We start from the raw sequence: 16206 nt of genomic DNA, 5'->3' as shown, positions 1-16206 counted from the left end.
AATATTACTCCATAATAAATTATAATTATTATTTCAATATATCTTCTATTTCAGCATTGCTTAAGAAATTCATAACTAAAGGCTGAGATTTATTATCCTGAGACTGCTGCCAAGTTGCATACATACCATCTTTAGTTCTTAGTACATCTACATATCTTGAACATCCTGTACCATAAGGGCTTACAAATAGAGGAAGTTCTTTACTTATTCTTTCAATATGTGAGAATGATCCGTTTTCTATATAAGCAACTCCGCCTAATTCTTCACATGAATATCCTCTAGGTCTTTTTACAGCTTTTTCATGCTCATCTAAATTTCTAACACATTCTCCGCCGTCATAGAAAAATAAACTTATTCTTTTGTTTTTTAATACTCCAATCTGAGGCATATCAACAACACAAGTTCCTCTAGTCATAGCAATATCCCAAGTATGACCTTTTTCAAAGAAATAGAATACAGGTGCCTCAAAATTAAGTTTCTCACCTCTTCTTAACATATAGCCTGTATTTGAACTAGTCCAGTTATAAGGATGTGTACAGAACATTAAATATTTTTCACCATTATAACTATCATATACAAAAGGATCTTTCAAATGTATAAATCTTGAATCTTCACCTTTAATAAGTTCTTTTACATTAGAAGCACTTAAATTTTCTATTTTATCAGCTACTATAACATCAATATCCCATACACCAGTGCCTGGTTTTAAATACTCTTTAAGATGATCAGGATACTTATTTTCAGATTTCTCGGAAGAAATATAAAGCTCAACTTCATTATCTTTGTTGAATCTTAAAGCAGTACCCTCTATAGATAAAACACCTCTAGGAAGTTCTTTTTTTAATATACTTTTTATTTTTGTCCAAGTATTTCCTTTGTCTGAAGATTTAAATATTGCTAATTCAGCTCCCCTATCTCCTAAATCCAAACCTGTTCTTGAATCTCCAGAATTTCTGTATCTTCCTGAAATATATAAATTACCTTCTTTATCTTCTATCATATTTCCGCCGCCAAACCAATATCCTGTTTCTGGTGTTACAGGTACAATGATTTTAGCTTTTTTTTCATCTATCAATTTAAGAGAAAATTCCATTAACTTTTTTTCTAAATTTATCATAATAAAATACCTCGTATATTATTTTGTATATTAATTAGTATAGTAAACTAACTAACTAAAATCAATTTTTTTTATAAAAAAAGCAATCAAAAAATGATTTTTTTTACTTTAATATAAATACTTATAATTTTATATCAAAACATATAAATTAACCTAATTTTATTTTTTAATAATAATATGATTATCAATAATTTTTTTATATCAAGTTAACATACTTCATAAATTTATAATTTAAACTTTCGATAATAACTTAAAAGATATATTTTTATGGGGTTTTTATTATGAATATGCAAAATGATTATGTTTTCAATGATGAAAAAATATATGTTTTGTTGGAAGAATTCAGTGATTATTTGCAAACTTTAAATTTCGCTGCTCATACTATCAATAGTTATAACAAAGATTTAAAAGAATATTTTCAATTCTTACATAATAAAAACATTCCATTAGATGAGGCTAATCATTATACAGTAAGAGATTATTTAACATTTTTAAAAGAAAAATCTCTAACTAACTCCACTATGTCAAGGCATTTATCATCAATAAAAAAATTTTATAAATATTTAATAAGAAATGGATATTCAGATAAGAACAGAATAGTAGATATGAAAAGTCCGAAAAGGGAGGAACATATAGCTAAATTTTTATCTATAGATGATATAGACAACATATTAGCTATAGATGATGGAGGGGATTTTACACTTATCAGAGATAAAATGATGGCCTTATTTATGTATGCAATAGGATTAAGAGTATCAGAACTAGCCTCATTAAAACTAAGCATGATAAAAAAAGGCTCAGAAACATTAAGAATATGCGGTAAAGGATCAAAAGTAAGAGATATACCAATACTTCCTATAATATATGAAAATTGGGATGTATATATGGAAAAAAGAAGAATAATACAAAGAGAATATTCTGAAAATAATGATTATATATTTATAAACAGATTCGGAAAGCCTATAAGCGACAGAAGCATAAGAACATCTATGAAACGCTTAATAAGAAATGCAAATATATCTATAGATTTTTCACCTCATACATTAAGACATACTTTCGCTACTCATTTACTTAATAATGATGCTGAAATCAGAGGAGTTCAGGAATTATTGGGACATGAAACAATAGCCACCACACAAAGATATACTCATGTTACAAATTCGAGATTATTTGAAGTATATAATAAATTTCATCCTCATTCTAATAATTAAAATTTTTATTTTAAATATTTTTTTAATAATAAAATAATATATAAAAGATATATTCATATATTTTTTATTTTTAATAAAAATTATTTGCTATTTTTTTTAGATCTCTTTATACTTCTAAGATGCAAATACACCGTATGATGCGAAATATTCAAATAATTTGCTACTAATTGAACTGACTCTTTAAACTCAAATATACCCTGTGCATATAATTTTTTTATTATTGTTTTATTATAAACGGAAGGACCTACTTCATCTTTATCTACTGTTCCTATAACTTTTTTAAGAGAGTCTACAATAATATCTTCTGACTTACTTTTTTTAGTATCTTTTACATCTGAATTAATATTATCAGGTATAAACACTTTTAATGTATTAACCAAAGAAATATCAAATTTCCAACTTATAACCATCATAGCTATAGGAATACCATTAGAATTTTCTATAACTGTATAATTTATTTTATGACATTCACCTGTAACAGTTTCAATAAAATTATTTTTAAAAAATTTATTATTATTTTTATCAAGCATTTCATTTAATATGCTTCTGTCTTTATCGGAAATAGCATCGCCAATGTTTTTATTATGCAAATATTCATTAACTATAAAAACTATAGGACAATCATCATTTTCAAAAGAATATATCACTATTTCAACATTATCACCAAGATATTTACCTAATGATATAGAAATATTTTTATAACTATTTAATATGCTGAAATCTTCTTGAGTGTATATATAATTATACATTGCTTCTCCAATTTTTATTAATAATAAATAATACTGTTATAATATAATAATTTTTTTGCATTTTCCAAATTTTTTTCACCAAAATATTTGTTTTATTATTTTATATATGTATAATAATAATGAATAATAATTAATATAGGTAATTAAATGGAAATTAATTTAGATAACTATGTAACAATACCATTAGAAAAAATAAAAGATTATAAAGAAGTAATACTAAAAGATAAAATATAAATTATTTCTAAAAATGAAAATGGTGTAGTTAATGTTATACCATATAATAAAATTGATTATTTGTTTAATAATAATTTAGAAAAAAATACTTTATTTGCCGGATCCAAATATTATATATATAAATCTTATTTAGATATGATAGAATTCTTCATTGATCCTAATGAATTAAATAGTAAAGACTATTTCTACTCTATTTTTACAAATTGTAAAGATCCTATAGAAAATACAGAAAAAGCTCAGGAAGCTATACTCGAAAATATATTATCTATGAATGAATACCAAAGAGTTGAAAATATAAAAAATTTAATAATAGAACTAGAAATAGAAGAAAATAGAGATAAATTCACCTGCAAAGCTGCAAAACTTGTAGGAGAAATATTAATAAGATTAGGTCTTATGATAAGAATAAATGTAATAGGAAATATATCTGAAAATACTGAAAGTCATAGGAATATTTATGAAAGTAAGAAATATAATACAAACTATGAAGAATTAATGAAGAGTATTGCTGAAAGTGCTTTCGTATTACTAAATAAAAATTATGAAAAAGAAGATATGTTCTCTGATGTAATTGGATTCACAGGATGTAATATAATAGATCACAGCAATAGATTATTTATTAATACAATAGAATTTATGATATTCTATAATAAGAATATAAGTATGGGAATGCTTTCAAAAATAAGAGCTAAATGGAAAAACGATTATATGCCTTATTATATAAAAATATCAAAGAAAAATAAATTTATAAAAGACATTTCAAAATTAGATAATATATTCAAATTAGGAATAAGACAATTTGATTATAGCGAAATTGTAAATATGTCTATTGCAGCACTTCTTCATGATATTACATTAACAGAAATAATTAATTATTTACCTACAGAAAATATTAACATAAATAATGAATTATATTCACATTCTATTAAATCATATAACTATATAAAATACTCTATATCTAATAATCAGGATATAAACTTAGCTGTTGGAGTTCATCATGAATACTATGGATACGGACATGGACTTTCAATAACATTATGTGAAGCTATGAAATCTAAAAGACCTCATTTTGAATATCCATATTTAATAAGTTTTGATTCTAAAGATATATTTAATTTCACAGCTTTTATATACTATCCTGTTAAAATTATAGAAATATTAGATTTATATGATTTTCTAAAATATAAACATGATATTTGTATAAATGAAATCAATACTGATTTAGAAATAGTAGATTATATGTATGATAACTTTTTGAAAGATGAAGTAAAAATAGATTATATAATATTTTCAATTTTCAAAAATTATTTATCAGATATGAAAACTTTCAATTAATAAACACTAAATTAGAAAAAGGATAACATATGATAACTAAACATTTAATTACAATTCTATTTATTATCTTATTCAGTATTTCATGCTCTAATAATTCAAATAATACTGATAAAAAAAAAGCTAATACATCTGAAAGCGTATTAGATTATGTTCAAGTTGATTCTCCAAATTCATTTGCCCCTTTGGGAATAGGCATAACAGTTGCACCTCCTGAACATGGACAAAATGGAAAATATTTCATAGTAAACAAAAATATTGCTGAATCTACATTCGATTATATGAATAATGCTTATGTATACAGAGCATCAAAAGATAAAGAAGCATTACTATCGCTTTACGGAGATTATCAAAATAATACAAATAAAAATTTTACGGAAAATGAATACAAAATAGATGTAGAATATAATGTAACTTCATTAAATGAAAAATTTACTTTGTGGAAAGTAGATGATATATATTATACTTTATCTGCAAAAATAGAAGATGATAAAGATTTGACAAATTTATCTGTACTATATGTGAATTCTATACATTGGCATAAAAAATAATAATAAATAATAATTATAAACAATAAAAAAAGGGCTTATTTTTTAAGCCCTTTTATTTTTTAATCTAAATAGTTCAATTATTAACTAAGTAAAACAATATTAATTTTTGGATTAAAAGCATAATGCTGTTCTATTTTTTTTCTAGTATCTTCTATTAAATTAATAACATCTTCAGCCCTGCATTCAGTTTCAGAATTATATAAAGATTCATTAATAATATAATTAGGAAATCGCTTATGCCATTTCATAGCCCCAAACTGCATATCAAGTCCGCCTACCCTCTCTACCATCTCATAAGCCTTAATATCATAAAAATCTTCAAATACAGGACCTATGCTGGCCTCTGTAGGAGCAACAGAACCTCTTATATATCTAAACCAATCTATTCTATTATCAATACTTTCAGGACTATCTTTTTCTAATACCAATACAGCTGATAATATAATTATAAATCTTTTCTCCTTATCAGTTAAAGCTAAATATTCATCTTTACTTAGTTCTGTTACAGTACAATCCTGTTTATTAAACAATGTTACAGATTTAACAAAATTAAGCAAAGATATTCCAAAAGATTCCAATTTATCATATATAGCAGCCCCTATTCTAGTATTAACTAAAGCCACAAATTCTAATCCTGAAAAATTTCTAATTCTCGATTCATGAGAAAGTCTCTCTAAAATAGCAGAACTATTAGATTTCAAAACACCATCTTCCAAAAACTCAAAAGATTCAAACTCCCCTTCCAATGAAACTATTATACCATTATACCCATTATCAGAAACTATAACCTTACTAGTATCACCCATAACAAAATAATCAATAAAATTCTTATATAAAAAATTAGCAAGATCTAAAAAATCAGATATTTTTTTAACAATGATATACAAATCAATATTTCCGCCTACATAAAAACTGCTGAATTTACTAAAAGCTTGATTTATATAATATTCTATATTTCTTTCTTTGAGAAAGTTCTCAACCATTTTGTAATTTTCTTGCATATTCATTACTAATCCTTACTATATTGCCTGCTCCCAAAGTCAATATTATATCGCCATCTTTTTTTATATCATCAAGTACAGGCAATACATCTTCTATATTTGGAACATATCTTACATGATTATTCTGTTTTCTAACAACATCACATATAATCTCGCCGCTTATTCCAGGTATAGGTGATTCTCCTGCAGCATAAATATCACTAATAATAACTTCGTCAGCATCATTAAATGCAGATTCAAAATCATTAAGAAGAAGTTCTGTCCTGCTGTATCTATGAGGCTGAAATACAGCTATTATTCTTCTATTTTTATAAGCATTTCTTACAGATGAAAGTGTAGCTTTTATCTCTGTAGGGTGATGAGCATAATCATCAAATAAAGTTATCTCTTTATCGTAAAGCTTATTTAATCTCCTTCCAACGCCTTCAAAAGTTTTTAATCCTTCTTTTATATCAGCAATATCTATACCTAAATGAATACCAACCCCTATAGAAGCTAAAGAATTCAATACATTATGAATTCCTATAAGAGGAACAGAAAACTCTCCTAAACATTCACTATTATGATAAGCAGTAAAATAAGTTATAGGCGCTTCCACTCTAATAGAATCTCTATCAACGTAAAAATCATAATCTTTTGAAAAACCATAAGAATAATATTTTTTATTAGCACTCTTTGATAAATCTTTTACCACATTATCTTCAAAACATAAAAATGAACAGCCGTAAAAAGGTACTTTATTTATAAACTCTAAAAAAGCAACTCTTAAAGCCTCTACATTTCCATAATAATCCAAATGATCATTATCAATATTAGTAACTACATTAATAACAGGTGAAAGCCTTAAAAAACTTCCGTCACTCTCATCTGCCTCACATACCATATACTCACTGCTTAAATCATTGCAAGCAGCATTGCTTTTCAAATTAAAATGATTTCCTCCTATTATACAAACAGGATTGAGTCCGGCATGCATCATTATCTGACTTATAAGAGATGTTGTTGTAGTTTTACCATGCGAACCTGATATAGCTATACCATATCTTAAACGCATAAGTTCAGCAAGCATTTCACCTCTTGATATAACTGTTATCTTTTTTGATTTCGCTTCTATAATTTCTTCATTAGTTGGACTTATAGCCGATGAAGTTACTACTGCTGTAACATCATCTTCAATATTTTGTGCTTTATGCCCATAATAAACTTTTATTCCTGAAGATTCTAAAGATTCTGTTTTTGCTGTTTTAGCTAAATCACTTCCTGTTATAGTAAAACCTATAGCATTTAATACACTTGCTATAGCACTCATTCCAATTCCGCCGATTCCTATAAAATGTATCTTTTCTTTTCTCTTTGTAAACATATATTCCTCAATTTTTCATTATTTTTTGATTAATTATTTTGTTCTAGAATTCCAGTTATATCATCAACTATTGAAGATACAGCTCTAGCACTCCAATTATTTTTAATATTATCTCTCATCTTTTTTAATCTGTCTTCATTATTCAAATTATTCACAACAATATTCTCCAATTTTTCCTTATCCAAATCAGATTCTTCTATCAAATATGCCATATCTTTATTAAGCAAATCTAAAGCATTAAAATATTGATGATTATCTGTTGCATAAGGAAAAGGTACTAATAATGAAGGAACATTTACAGCTAATATTTCACTGATAGAACTGCTTCCTGCTCTAGATATAACAAAATCTGCTGCATGTAGTAAATTTGCCATATCTCTATAATAACTATGTACAAAAACATTTTCAAATTTGGCATTATTCACTTTAGCAATTATATCATTAGCCCATTTAGGACCTGCAAGCCATACTATATATAAATTATTAACTTTTTCTTTTATATCTTTTATGCATTCAAAAAATAATTCATTCAATTTTAAAGCACCCTGCGATCCTCCCATAACAACTAAAAGTTTATCATCTTCTTTTAATTTCATAACAGTTCTTGCACTTTCTCTATGAACCACAAAGAAATCATTTCTAACAGGGTTTCCAAAAACTTTTCCATTAGGCATAAACTCTAAAGTCTTTGAAAAAGTTAAATATGCTCTTTTAGCATCTTTATAGAATATTCTATTAACCTTACCAGGTATTGAATTCTGTTCGCATAAAAATATAGGTATATTCTTACTCTTTGCTGCATAAAGCATAGGAAATGATACAAATCCTCCCATACCTATTACACAATCAGGCTTATGCCTTTTTATTATACTATATGATTTCATCAAAGCTGGTATAAATTTTAATATAAATACTATTTTCTTTAAAAAATTTCCTGGAGAATTAATATCTATAGTATTAAAATCATAATTGCTCGGTATCAATGGATAATCTTTTTGAGCAACAACAAGTCTTGGTTTATGCCCTCCTTTTTTCATATAATCATATATAGAAATAGCAGGAGTTATGTGTCCGGCAGTTCCTCCGCCGCATAAAATTACATTCATTGTTCTCTCCTTTGAGTTATTTTTAATAAGATACCTATCATTATCATATTAACAACTAAAGCATTTCTTCCATAACTAATGATAGGAAGCGTCATACCTGTAGTAGGCAGCATAAGAGTAGCTACCATTATATTTAAATATGCCTGCACACTAATGAACATGGTAATGGCAAATGAAAGATTTTTCAAAAACAGATCATTAGTACGCGACGATATTATAAATCCCCTAATAGTAAATGATAAAAATAAAAGTAATATAATCAAATTCCCAACCAATCCATATCTTTGAGAAACAGAAGCATATATAAAGTCAGTTAAAGCAGCAGGCAAATGCGTACTAACATCAGCTATATATTCATCTGGAATTCCTGTAACGCCCCCATAATTAAATGCTAATTTTGCCCTTCTAATTTGATAAACCTCTTCTTCAGGCTGACTCTGAGGATCTAAAAATGATACAACTCTGCTTTTCATATAAGGGGTATTAAAAATAAATATAGCAAAAAGAATTAATAACAAAATACCTGAAAGAAGTATTGATCTTAAAGGTATGCCTCCATAAAAGAATATAGCAAAACCAACTATAGAAAATAGAAGTGCAGTACCGGAATCAGGCTCTACTAAAATAAGTCCTGAAACTATTATTAAAATTAATAACGGAGGAAATAACCCTCTTTTTATATCAATTAATTTCTCTCCTTTCTTACTTAAAACACTTGCAAAATATATACTGCAAGTTATCTTTGCTATTTCTGAAGGCTGTATTGTAATTCCAAATGGAAGAAGAAGCCATCTTCTTGCATAACTTCCTGCAACAGTTATACCAAATAAACATACAGATGCAAGAAGCAGTAATGTAAAAAGTAAAATTAAAGGAACCATTTTATCCAAAAATGTAAAGAAATCCGGAATTATCATCATAATAATAGTAAAAATAAGCATAAATGATAATAATTTCAAATGATTAGAAAAATATGCTGTATTAGGCTCATGTATTGTTTGCGCCCCATATATAGCAACTAATCCAGCTACAAGTAAAGCTATATATATTATTAATAAATATTTATCAGGAAACAATTTTCTATTTATCATAACACTCTTCTATCTTATAGTATCTTATAACCTAATGACATTTTTAATTCTATAAATGTCGTATTATTATAATGAGGAAGTCCGACATGCAGTCCTGCCGAAGCCCCAATATTAAAAATTAAAGTTTCTTTCAAAAAATTGAAATTTATAATACCAGCTATACCAAATTTATGAGATAAATGTTTTGAATTAATTAGGTAAGTAAGCCCGTAATATCCGCCTATATAGAACATGCTTATCTTTCCCAAAAGATAAAAATCATTAATCAATTCAAACTCACTTTTTGCATGTAATATTGAAGTTCTAGGATCATAATAATATTTTTTATCCCCAACATTAACATAAGACATATTTAGATTATTTATTAAAATAAAATTATTAAATTTAAATATAAAATATGGTGCAACATTTATTATATACCCAAATGCATTACCCTTTTCCATAGCATATAATTCATTGAAAGAATAACTTACATCTTTACTATCAAATCCTGCATAACCAAAATTCATAGCATTAAACATAAAGTCTGCATATCCGCTTACTCTGATACCTAAAAATGATAATGGTTTAATATCTACATATACTCCAACCATATCGGAAGATAATGAAAAATTATTCTCTATGCCAAAATCAGCTTTCGTATTTTTAAATAAAAAATTTGTTGCATTTTTATAAAAATATAATCTATAATATAGTCTAGTCTCTAAATTAAATCTTATATAATTAAATCCCCCCAAAGCAGTTTGTTCTATAAAAAGTTCATTACTATAAATACCTGTATTAGTATTAATTGGTAAATTCCTTTCATATATATCCATATTAAAAATAGTATTTATATCTGCAAAAACAATCTTTGAATATATAAAAACTAACACTATAAGAATATTTATTTTTTTCATTCAAATCTCAAAAATTATGAAAACTTTTTTAATATGATACTTTATAAAATAAAAAAATCAAGATAAAAAATATAATTTTACTATTTTAATATATAACTAATATATACAAAAAATAGATTGAAAAAAAAGGATATATATGTTAATATAAGATATATTTTATATCTTAGCCAAGGCTTTTTTGATGTATAGAAGTATTATCAAATCGATAATGGAAAACAAAATCGAAGTAATAAAGAAAGACTCTACTTTAGTAGAGGTAGCTTCTCTTGTATCTAAATCTTCTAATAAGATATTAGCTGTTATTAATGATTCTGATAAAATAGTTGGAATAATTAACTATAATGAATTATTAGTAAATATATTAAAAAATATTAATAAAAAAGATTCAAAAAATATTTTTAATAAAGCAATATCAACTTTTATGAATAAAAACCTTGTAATAGCGCATCCTGAAGACGATATATCAGTTGCTTTTGATATAATGAAAGAAAATAAAATAGATTATTTAGTAATAGTAAATAATGATCATTACCCTATTGGAATTATTAATATATATGATATATATGAAACAATAATAAAAATACGAATGCGCAATATGAATTTAGCTATCAATGAGGTAGAAAAGAAATCTTCTATAGAAAAAGACAAAGTAATAAAAAAATTAATGAAAGAAATAGATACTTTGCATGCTCAATCTACTATAGATCCTTTAACAGGATTGTTTAATGTAAGATATTTCAATAAAATTATAGAAGAAGAAGTAGAAAGAGCTAAAAGATATAAATACAGTATATCTATTATATTTATGGACCTTGACCATTTCAAAGATATTAATGATATATATGGTCATGATTGTGGCAATGTTGTTCTTCATGAAATAGGAAGATTATTAAGTAACACATCTGAGAATATTAATATGCTTAGAAAAAGTGATATAGCTATTCGTTACGGCGGTGAAGAATTTATAGTTATATGTCCTAATACTAAAAAAGAGCAAGCCTATATAGTAGCTGAAAGAATAAGAAAAACTGTAGAAAAGAAAAGATTTAGTTATGAATCTACTATCATAAATGTAACAGTAAGTGTTGGTATTGCAGAACACAAAGGAACATCTAAAAAACCTATAGCAGAAACAATAAAAAATGCGGATACTGCAATGTATGAAGCAAAACACCTTGGAAGAAATAAGGTAATACTGCATTAATCTATTTTTTTAATCTTAAACATCATATCAATATAAAAAAATTTATTTTAATATAAAAATAAAGGCTGCCAATAAATAATTGACAGCCTTAAATAATATTATTATTTAAATAAAGTTTTATTTATAATTATTTAGCTTGTAAAGAAGTTATAACAGCTAAATCAGCAATATCCTGAGCAGAACATCCTCTTGAAAGGTCATTAGCAGGTTTAGCAATACCTTGAAGCATAGGACCTATAGCTGTACATTTACCAACTCTCTGAGCTATTTTGTGTCCGATATTTCCTGAGTTTAATTCTGGGAATATAAATACGTTAGCATCACCTTTAATAGGAGAACCAGGAGCTTTTTGAGCAGCAACTTTTTCAATCATAGCTGCATCAAGCTGCATTTCGCCGTCATAAACAAAATCAACTTCTTGAGAATCCAAAATCTTTTTAGCTTCTCTAACTCTCTCAATTGATTCATGTTCAGCAGAACCTTTAGTAGAGAATGAAAGTAAAGCAACTTTAGGTTCATTACCTGTCATATTCCTATAAGATTCAGCTGTAGCTTTAGCAATATCAGCAAGCTGTTGAGGTGTAGGTTCAGGTATAACCGCACAGTCAGCAAAACATGATATACCATTTGTAAATAAAGACTTATCAGGGCTTTCAAGGAAGAATGTAGATGATAAAGTTCTAATTCCTGGTTTTAAGCCTATTAAGAATAAAGCAGCTCTAAGCATTTCACCTGTAGAATAAACAGCACCGCCTACCATACCGTCAGCATCATTATCAGCTATCATTGCAGCGGCTGCGTATATAGAATGATTTGTAATTAAATCTCTAGCATGATCTTTAGTCATACCTTTCTTTTCTCTAGCTTTGAAAAGCATTTCAATATATTCTTCTGATTTAGCTTCTTTTTTTGGATCAAAAATTCTTGCAAAACCATCGTCTAATTTTAAATCATTTTCTTTAGCTAGACTTTCTATTTTAGCAGTATCTCCTACTAATATGATTCCTTTAACTAACTGTTCTTTTTTTAATATAACAGTAGCCTTAACATGTCTTTCATCATATCCTTCTGCTAAGATTATAGTTTTTGGATTAGATTTTACTTTTTCTTTTAAATTATCCATAAATGATGCCATAATAAAAACCTCTTAAAAAATAAATTACTATCTATATATTTTAATACATAAATTAGAATTTTGCAAACATATACTAGGCATAAGTATAATTTTTATGAAAAATAATTAATTTTAATTAATATACAATCAATATTTTATTACTATCTAAATATGTAATTTTAATTTTAAAGTTTTTTTGCTGTATAAATAGCATACCCGACTAGGCTTTAATTTAATACATTTAAATATTTTAAAGTAGTAGCCTATAAGCAAAATATATGTTATATATAATATAATAGTCTGAATTAGTATTATAATATCCACATACTGAAATATTTTATAAACAAAATTTATATATAATACAAAAACATAAATAAAAAATGTATATACTAGTATCAAAATCTAAAAAAACAATACTAAAAATTATACTATTGATAACAATATATAGTTTTTATGATATTCTAAACCTATTGAAAAATAATATAAATAAAAAATTCTGCATAATAAATTTATTAAGAGCTAAGCATATAAAGGATTAACATTTTTATATAATCTTAAATAGTCAGAATTAAATATAAAAATTAATTTAGTTGTAATGATTATATAGACTAATTTATGCATCTTTTTTCACGCTGCTTCCTATCTCACATATAAATACAGCAGCAATCATGCAAGCACCGCCTATAACAAAATTTATTGTAACTGGATCTTTCATAAAAATCACTCCTCCTAATGCTCCCAAAAAAGACTCTAAACTGAGTATAATTCCAGCCTTACTAGGATTTACATACTTTTGAGATACTGTTTGAAGCAAATAAGCAATACCTGTAGCTCCTATGGCTAAATAAATAAGTGAGTAAATAGCCTCACTAGAAACATTAAAATTGAAAGGAGTAGAAGTCACCACCCCTACAGAAAGAGAAACTATTCCAGCTATAATAAGTTGAAGAGCCGCCATTATAACACCGTCTACATATTCAAGCATTTTATCTATAAGCATTAAATGTACAGCAAATACAACAGCACAAATCAATGCAAATAAATCACCAATCTCTATTCCTGAAAACCCATCGAAAGAACTCAATAAATATAAACCCAAAACTGTAATCACTGCTGCTATAAATGCTGAAATATGAGGGCTTTTTTTATATACTATCCAAGAAAAAAATGGTATAAATATAACATAAGAACCTGTAAAAAATGCCACCTTTGAAGCTGTTATAAATTTAGAACTCATAGTCTGCAAAAAGAATCCTAAAAATAATGCTATTCCAACAGGTATTGATAATATAATATCCTTTTTTGAAATATTCTTCATTCTTTTGAAAAATACGAGAGATAGAAAAATTCCTCCGGCAAAATTTCTTATTCCTACAAGGTAAAAAGGTTCTATTTCTCTAACTACAACCTTAACAGCAACAAAACTATATCCCCAAATTAATGCTGTCAAAAATATTCCTATAGTTCCTAATCTTTCTTTATTAGCCATATACTACTAACCTAATAATTAAATTTATTAGTATTAGATAATATAATATTTAGATTAAAATGTCAAAATATATTAATTAAATTATGATTTAAGTTTATTATTGAATAAATTGATAATACTGCTGTATCCTTTTTCTTTAGCAACATCATATTCTTTTCCGCTAAAATCATTTATCTCATAATATTTAACTAATTGCTCGCATATTTCAAAATAGCCTTTTGAAGAAGCTATATATAAAGCAGTATCTCCATTAACATTCTGTTCTTTTATAGAAGCATTATTTTTTAGAAGATAATCTACTATTTCTATTTTTCCATTATCAGCAGCTATCATTAAGGCTGTTTCACCTAATTTATTCTTATTATCAATTATATCAGGATATAGTTCTAAAATGTATTTAACAATATCATCATAACCTTTAGCACATGCAAACATAAAGCAATTCCAGCCATTAATATCTGTTTGATAAATATCTATTCCTTTTTGTATCAAATACTTTACAGACTTTAAATTATCATATATAACAGCCCACATTAAAGGTGTTATAGATTCTCCGTCTCCTTTTAAACTCATTCCATGCATTAAAAGAAGTTCAACTATATCTATATTACCTGCTATAATGGCATGAATAATTGCATTTCTTTCTATACTATCTACAGAAGAAATATCTGCATTATTATCAAGTAAAGTCTTTACTATCTCAATATTTCCAATATAACATGCATACATAAGAGGAGTAACATAATCATCATCTGCCTGATTTACATTAACATTATGCTTTATTAATAAGTCTATAATTTCTTTATTTTCAATTTCTATAGCCAATATCAAAGCAGATTTTCCATTATCAGTAACGCCATCCGGCTGTACTTTATTCATAAGAAAATACTTAACAATATCCTTATGTCCGGCTGATGCTGCTATAGCCAATGCTTTAGGAGCTTTTTTCTTGGAATTATCAAAGAAGTATCTTACAACATCTAAATGCCCATTATAAGCTGCAGATATGAAAGCACTTGAAAATACATTATGCTTATTTCCGCCTAATTTCGAATGTATATAATGAACTAATGACAAATTGCCGCTAATTGCTGCTATTGTTAAAGAATATTTAGGTATTTCTATATCACCCTTATTTAATATATATTCCACTATATCTATATTGCCGCTTGATATAGCATAGGATAATACAGTTTCTTCGTATATATCTACATCATTTAAATTAGCATGATTATCTATTAAAAATTTAACAGCTTCAAAATTTGATTTCTGGCATGAATACATTAAAGGGGTTATATTAATATCTGTTTTAGCATTAACATCAGCACCATTTTCCACAAGAAGTTTTATAATATCAAAATGATTTTCAGAACAAGAATAATGTAAAGGAGTTTCATTATTGCAGTTACTCAAATTTACCAAAGCACCATTTTTGATTAATATTTCGGCTATATCTTTATGCCCATTTGCACACGCATTCATCAAAGGTGTTATATATAATTGATCTGCCTTATTAGGATCTGCTCCTGCTTTCAATAGTAATTCAACTATCTCTTTATATCCTGCTTTACAGGCATGTGTTAATGGAGTTAATCCTAATATATTACTTAAATTAACATCTATATCTTTATTTTTTAATAATATTTCAACTGCTAATACATTATTCTTTGCAGAAGCCTCATGTAATTCAATCTCAATTTCTCTCATAAATAATAAACCTCATATTATATATTAAATGTAATATA

General features: G+C 26.2%; 14 protein-coding genes. 4 read left to right on the top strand and 10 right to left on the bottom strand.

The features are described from left to right. Nucleotides 1-28: 28 nt before the first annotated feature. A complete protein-coding gene (locus tag BHYOB78_RS05780) occupies nucleotides 29-1117 on the bottom strand; it encodes a sialidase family protein (RefSeq protein WP_020063478.1) in 1089 nt (362 codons plus the stop codon). 281 nt (nucleotides 1118-1398) lie between these two features. On the opposite strand from BHYOB78_RS05780, the gene BHYOB78_RS05775 reads away from it, so the two are divergent. Beyond that, nucleotides 1399-2328, top strand: coding sequence for a tyrosine-type recombinase/integrase (locus BHYOB78_RS05775; RefSeq protein WP_012669868.1), 930 nt, complete (start codon nucleotides 1399-1401; stop codon nucleotides 2326-2328). Nucleotides 2329-2408: 80 nt separating this feature from the next. Here the strand turns inward: BHYOB78_RS05775 and BHYOB78_RS05770 are convergent, their stop codons facing one another. Continuing rightward, nucleotides 2409-3077 carry a helix-turn-helix transcriptional regulator gene (locus tag BHYOB78_RS05770; RefSeq protein ID WP_028331238.1) on the bottom strand — a complete coding sequence of 223 codons (669 nt, stop codon included), beginning with the start codon at nucleotides 3075-3077 and terminating at the stop codon, nucleotides 2409-2411. Between the two features lie 294 nt (nucleotides 3078-3371). On the opposite strand from BHYOB78_RS05770, the gene BHYOB78_RS05765 reads away from it, so the two are divergent. Then, nucleotides 3372-4646 (top strand): HD-GYP domain-containing protein, encoded by a 1275-nt coding sequence (locus BHYOB78_RS05765; protein ID WP_239650858.1) that lies wholly within the window; start codon nucleotides 3372-3374, stop codon nucleotides 4644-4646. Nucleotides 4647-4675: 29 nt separating this feature from the next. After that, nucleotides 4676-5194, top strand: coding sequence for a hypothetical protein (locus BHYOB78_RS05760; protein WP_012669865.1), 519 nt, complete (start codon nucleotides 4676-4678; stop codon nucleotides 5192-5194). An 80-nt stretch (nucleotides 5195-5274) separates the two neighbouring features. Here BHYOB78_RS05760 and BHYOB78_RS05755 read toward each other — a convergent pair whose 3' ends face one another. The 5 genes from BHYOB78_RS05755 to BHYOB78_RS05735 are packed head-to-tail and all read right to left on the bottom strand — an operon-like array spanning nucleotide 5275 to nucleotide 10654. Then, complete coding sequence (locus tag BHYOB78_RS05755) at nucleotides 5275-6201, bottom strand: UDP-N-acetylmuramate dehydrogenase (RefSeq protein WP_020063477.1); 927 nt, start codon at nucleotides 6199-6201, stop codon at nucleotides 5275-5277. Beyond that, complete coding sequence (murC, locus tag BHYOB78_RS05750) at nucleotides 6170-7558, bottom strand: UDP-N-acetylmuramate--L-alanine ligase (protein ID WP_020063476.1); 1389 nt, start codon at nucleotides 7556-7558, stop codon at nucleotides 6170-6172. Before murC ends, BHYOB78_RS05755 begins: the two co-directional genes overlap by 32 nt. A gap of 29 nt (nucleotides 7559-7587) precedes the next feature. Beyond that, nucleotides 7588-8664, bottom strand: a complete 1077-nt coding sequence (locus BHYOB78_RS05745; RefSeq protein WP_012669862.1) for a UDP-N-acetylglucosamine--N-acetylmuramyl-(pentapeptide) pyrophosphoryl-undecaprenol N-acetylglucosamine transferase — start codon at nucleotides 8662-8664, stop codon at nucleotides 7588-7590. Then, complete coding sequence (locus tag BHYOB78_RS05740; RefSeq protein WP_012669861.1) at nucleotides 8661-9755, bottom strand: FtsW/RodA/SpoVE family cell cycle protein; 1095 nt, start codon at nucleotides 9753-9755, stop codon at nucleotides 8661-8663. The genes BHYOB78_RS05745 and BHYOB78_RS05740 overlap by 4 nt, the downstream gene beginning before the upstream one ends. A 14-nt stretch (nucleotides 9756-9769) precedes the next feature. Beyond that, nucleotides 9770-10654, bottom strand: coding sequence for a hypothetical protein (locus BHYOB78_RS05735; RefSeq protein ID WP_020063475.1), 885 nt, complete (start codon nucleotides 10652-10654; stop codon nucleotides 9770-9772). A 181-nt stretch (nucleotides 10655-10835) separates the two neighbouring features. Here BHYOB78_RS05735 and BHYOB78_RS05730 point away from each other — a divergent pair, with 181 nt between their 5' ends. Then, entirely contained in the window at nucleotides 10836-11858 is a 1023-nt protein-coding gene (locus BHYOB78_RS05730) for a diguanylate cyclase (protein WP_038369802.1), read from the top strand. A gap of 127 nt (nucleotides 11859-11985) precedes the next feature. Here BHYOB78_RS05730 and pta read toward each other — a convergent pair whose 3' ends face one another. The 3 genes from pta to BHYOB78_RS05715 all read right to left on the bottom strand — a co-directional run bounded on the left by pta (nucleotide 11986) and on the right by BHYOB78_RS05715 (nucleotide 16168). Beyond that, entirely contained in the window at nucleotides 11986-12993 is a 1008-nt protein-coding gene (gene pta / locus BHYOB78_RS05725) for a phosphate acetyltransferase (RefSeq protein WP_012669858.1), read from the bottom strand. Between the two features lie 592 nt (nucleotides 12994-13585). After that, the gene (locus tag BHYOB78_RS05720) at nucleotides 13586-14461 is read right to left on the bottom strand and encodes a DMT family transporter (protein ID WP_012669857.1); all 876 of its coding nucleotides are present in this window, start codon (nucleotides 14459-14461) and stop codon (nucleotides 13586-13588) included. 81 nt (nucleotides 14462-14542) lie between these two features. Continuing rightward, nucleotides 14543-16168: an ankyrin repeat domain-containing protein gene (locus BHYOB78_RS05715; RefSeq protein WP_020063474.1), complete on the bottom strand. Its 1626-nt coding sequence runs from the start codon at nucleotides 16166-16168 to the stop codon at nucleotides 14543-14545. Nucleotides 16169-16206: the final 38 nt, after the last annotated feature.

Origin of the sequence: Brachyspira hyodysenteriae ATCC 27164, assembly GCF_001676785.2 — a bacterium.
GTDB lineage: Bacteria > Spirochaetota > Brachyspiria > Brachyspirales > Brachyspiraceae > Brachyspira > Brachyspira hyodysenteriae.
The sequence above is the reverse complement of the archived record's forward strand: the minus strand, read 5'-3'. Positions and strand labels throughout refer to the sequence as shown.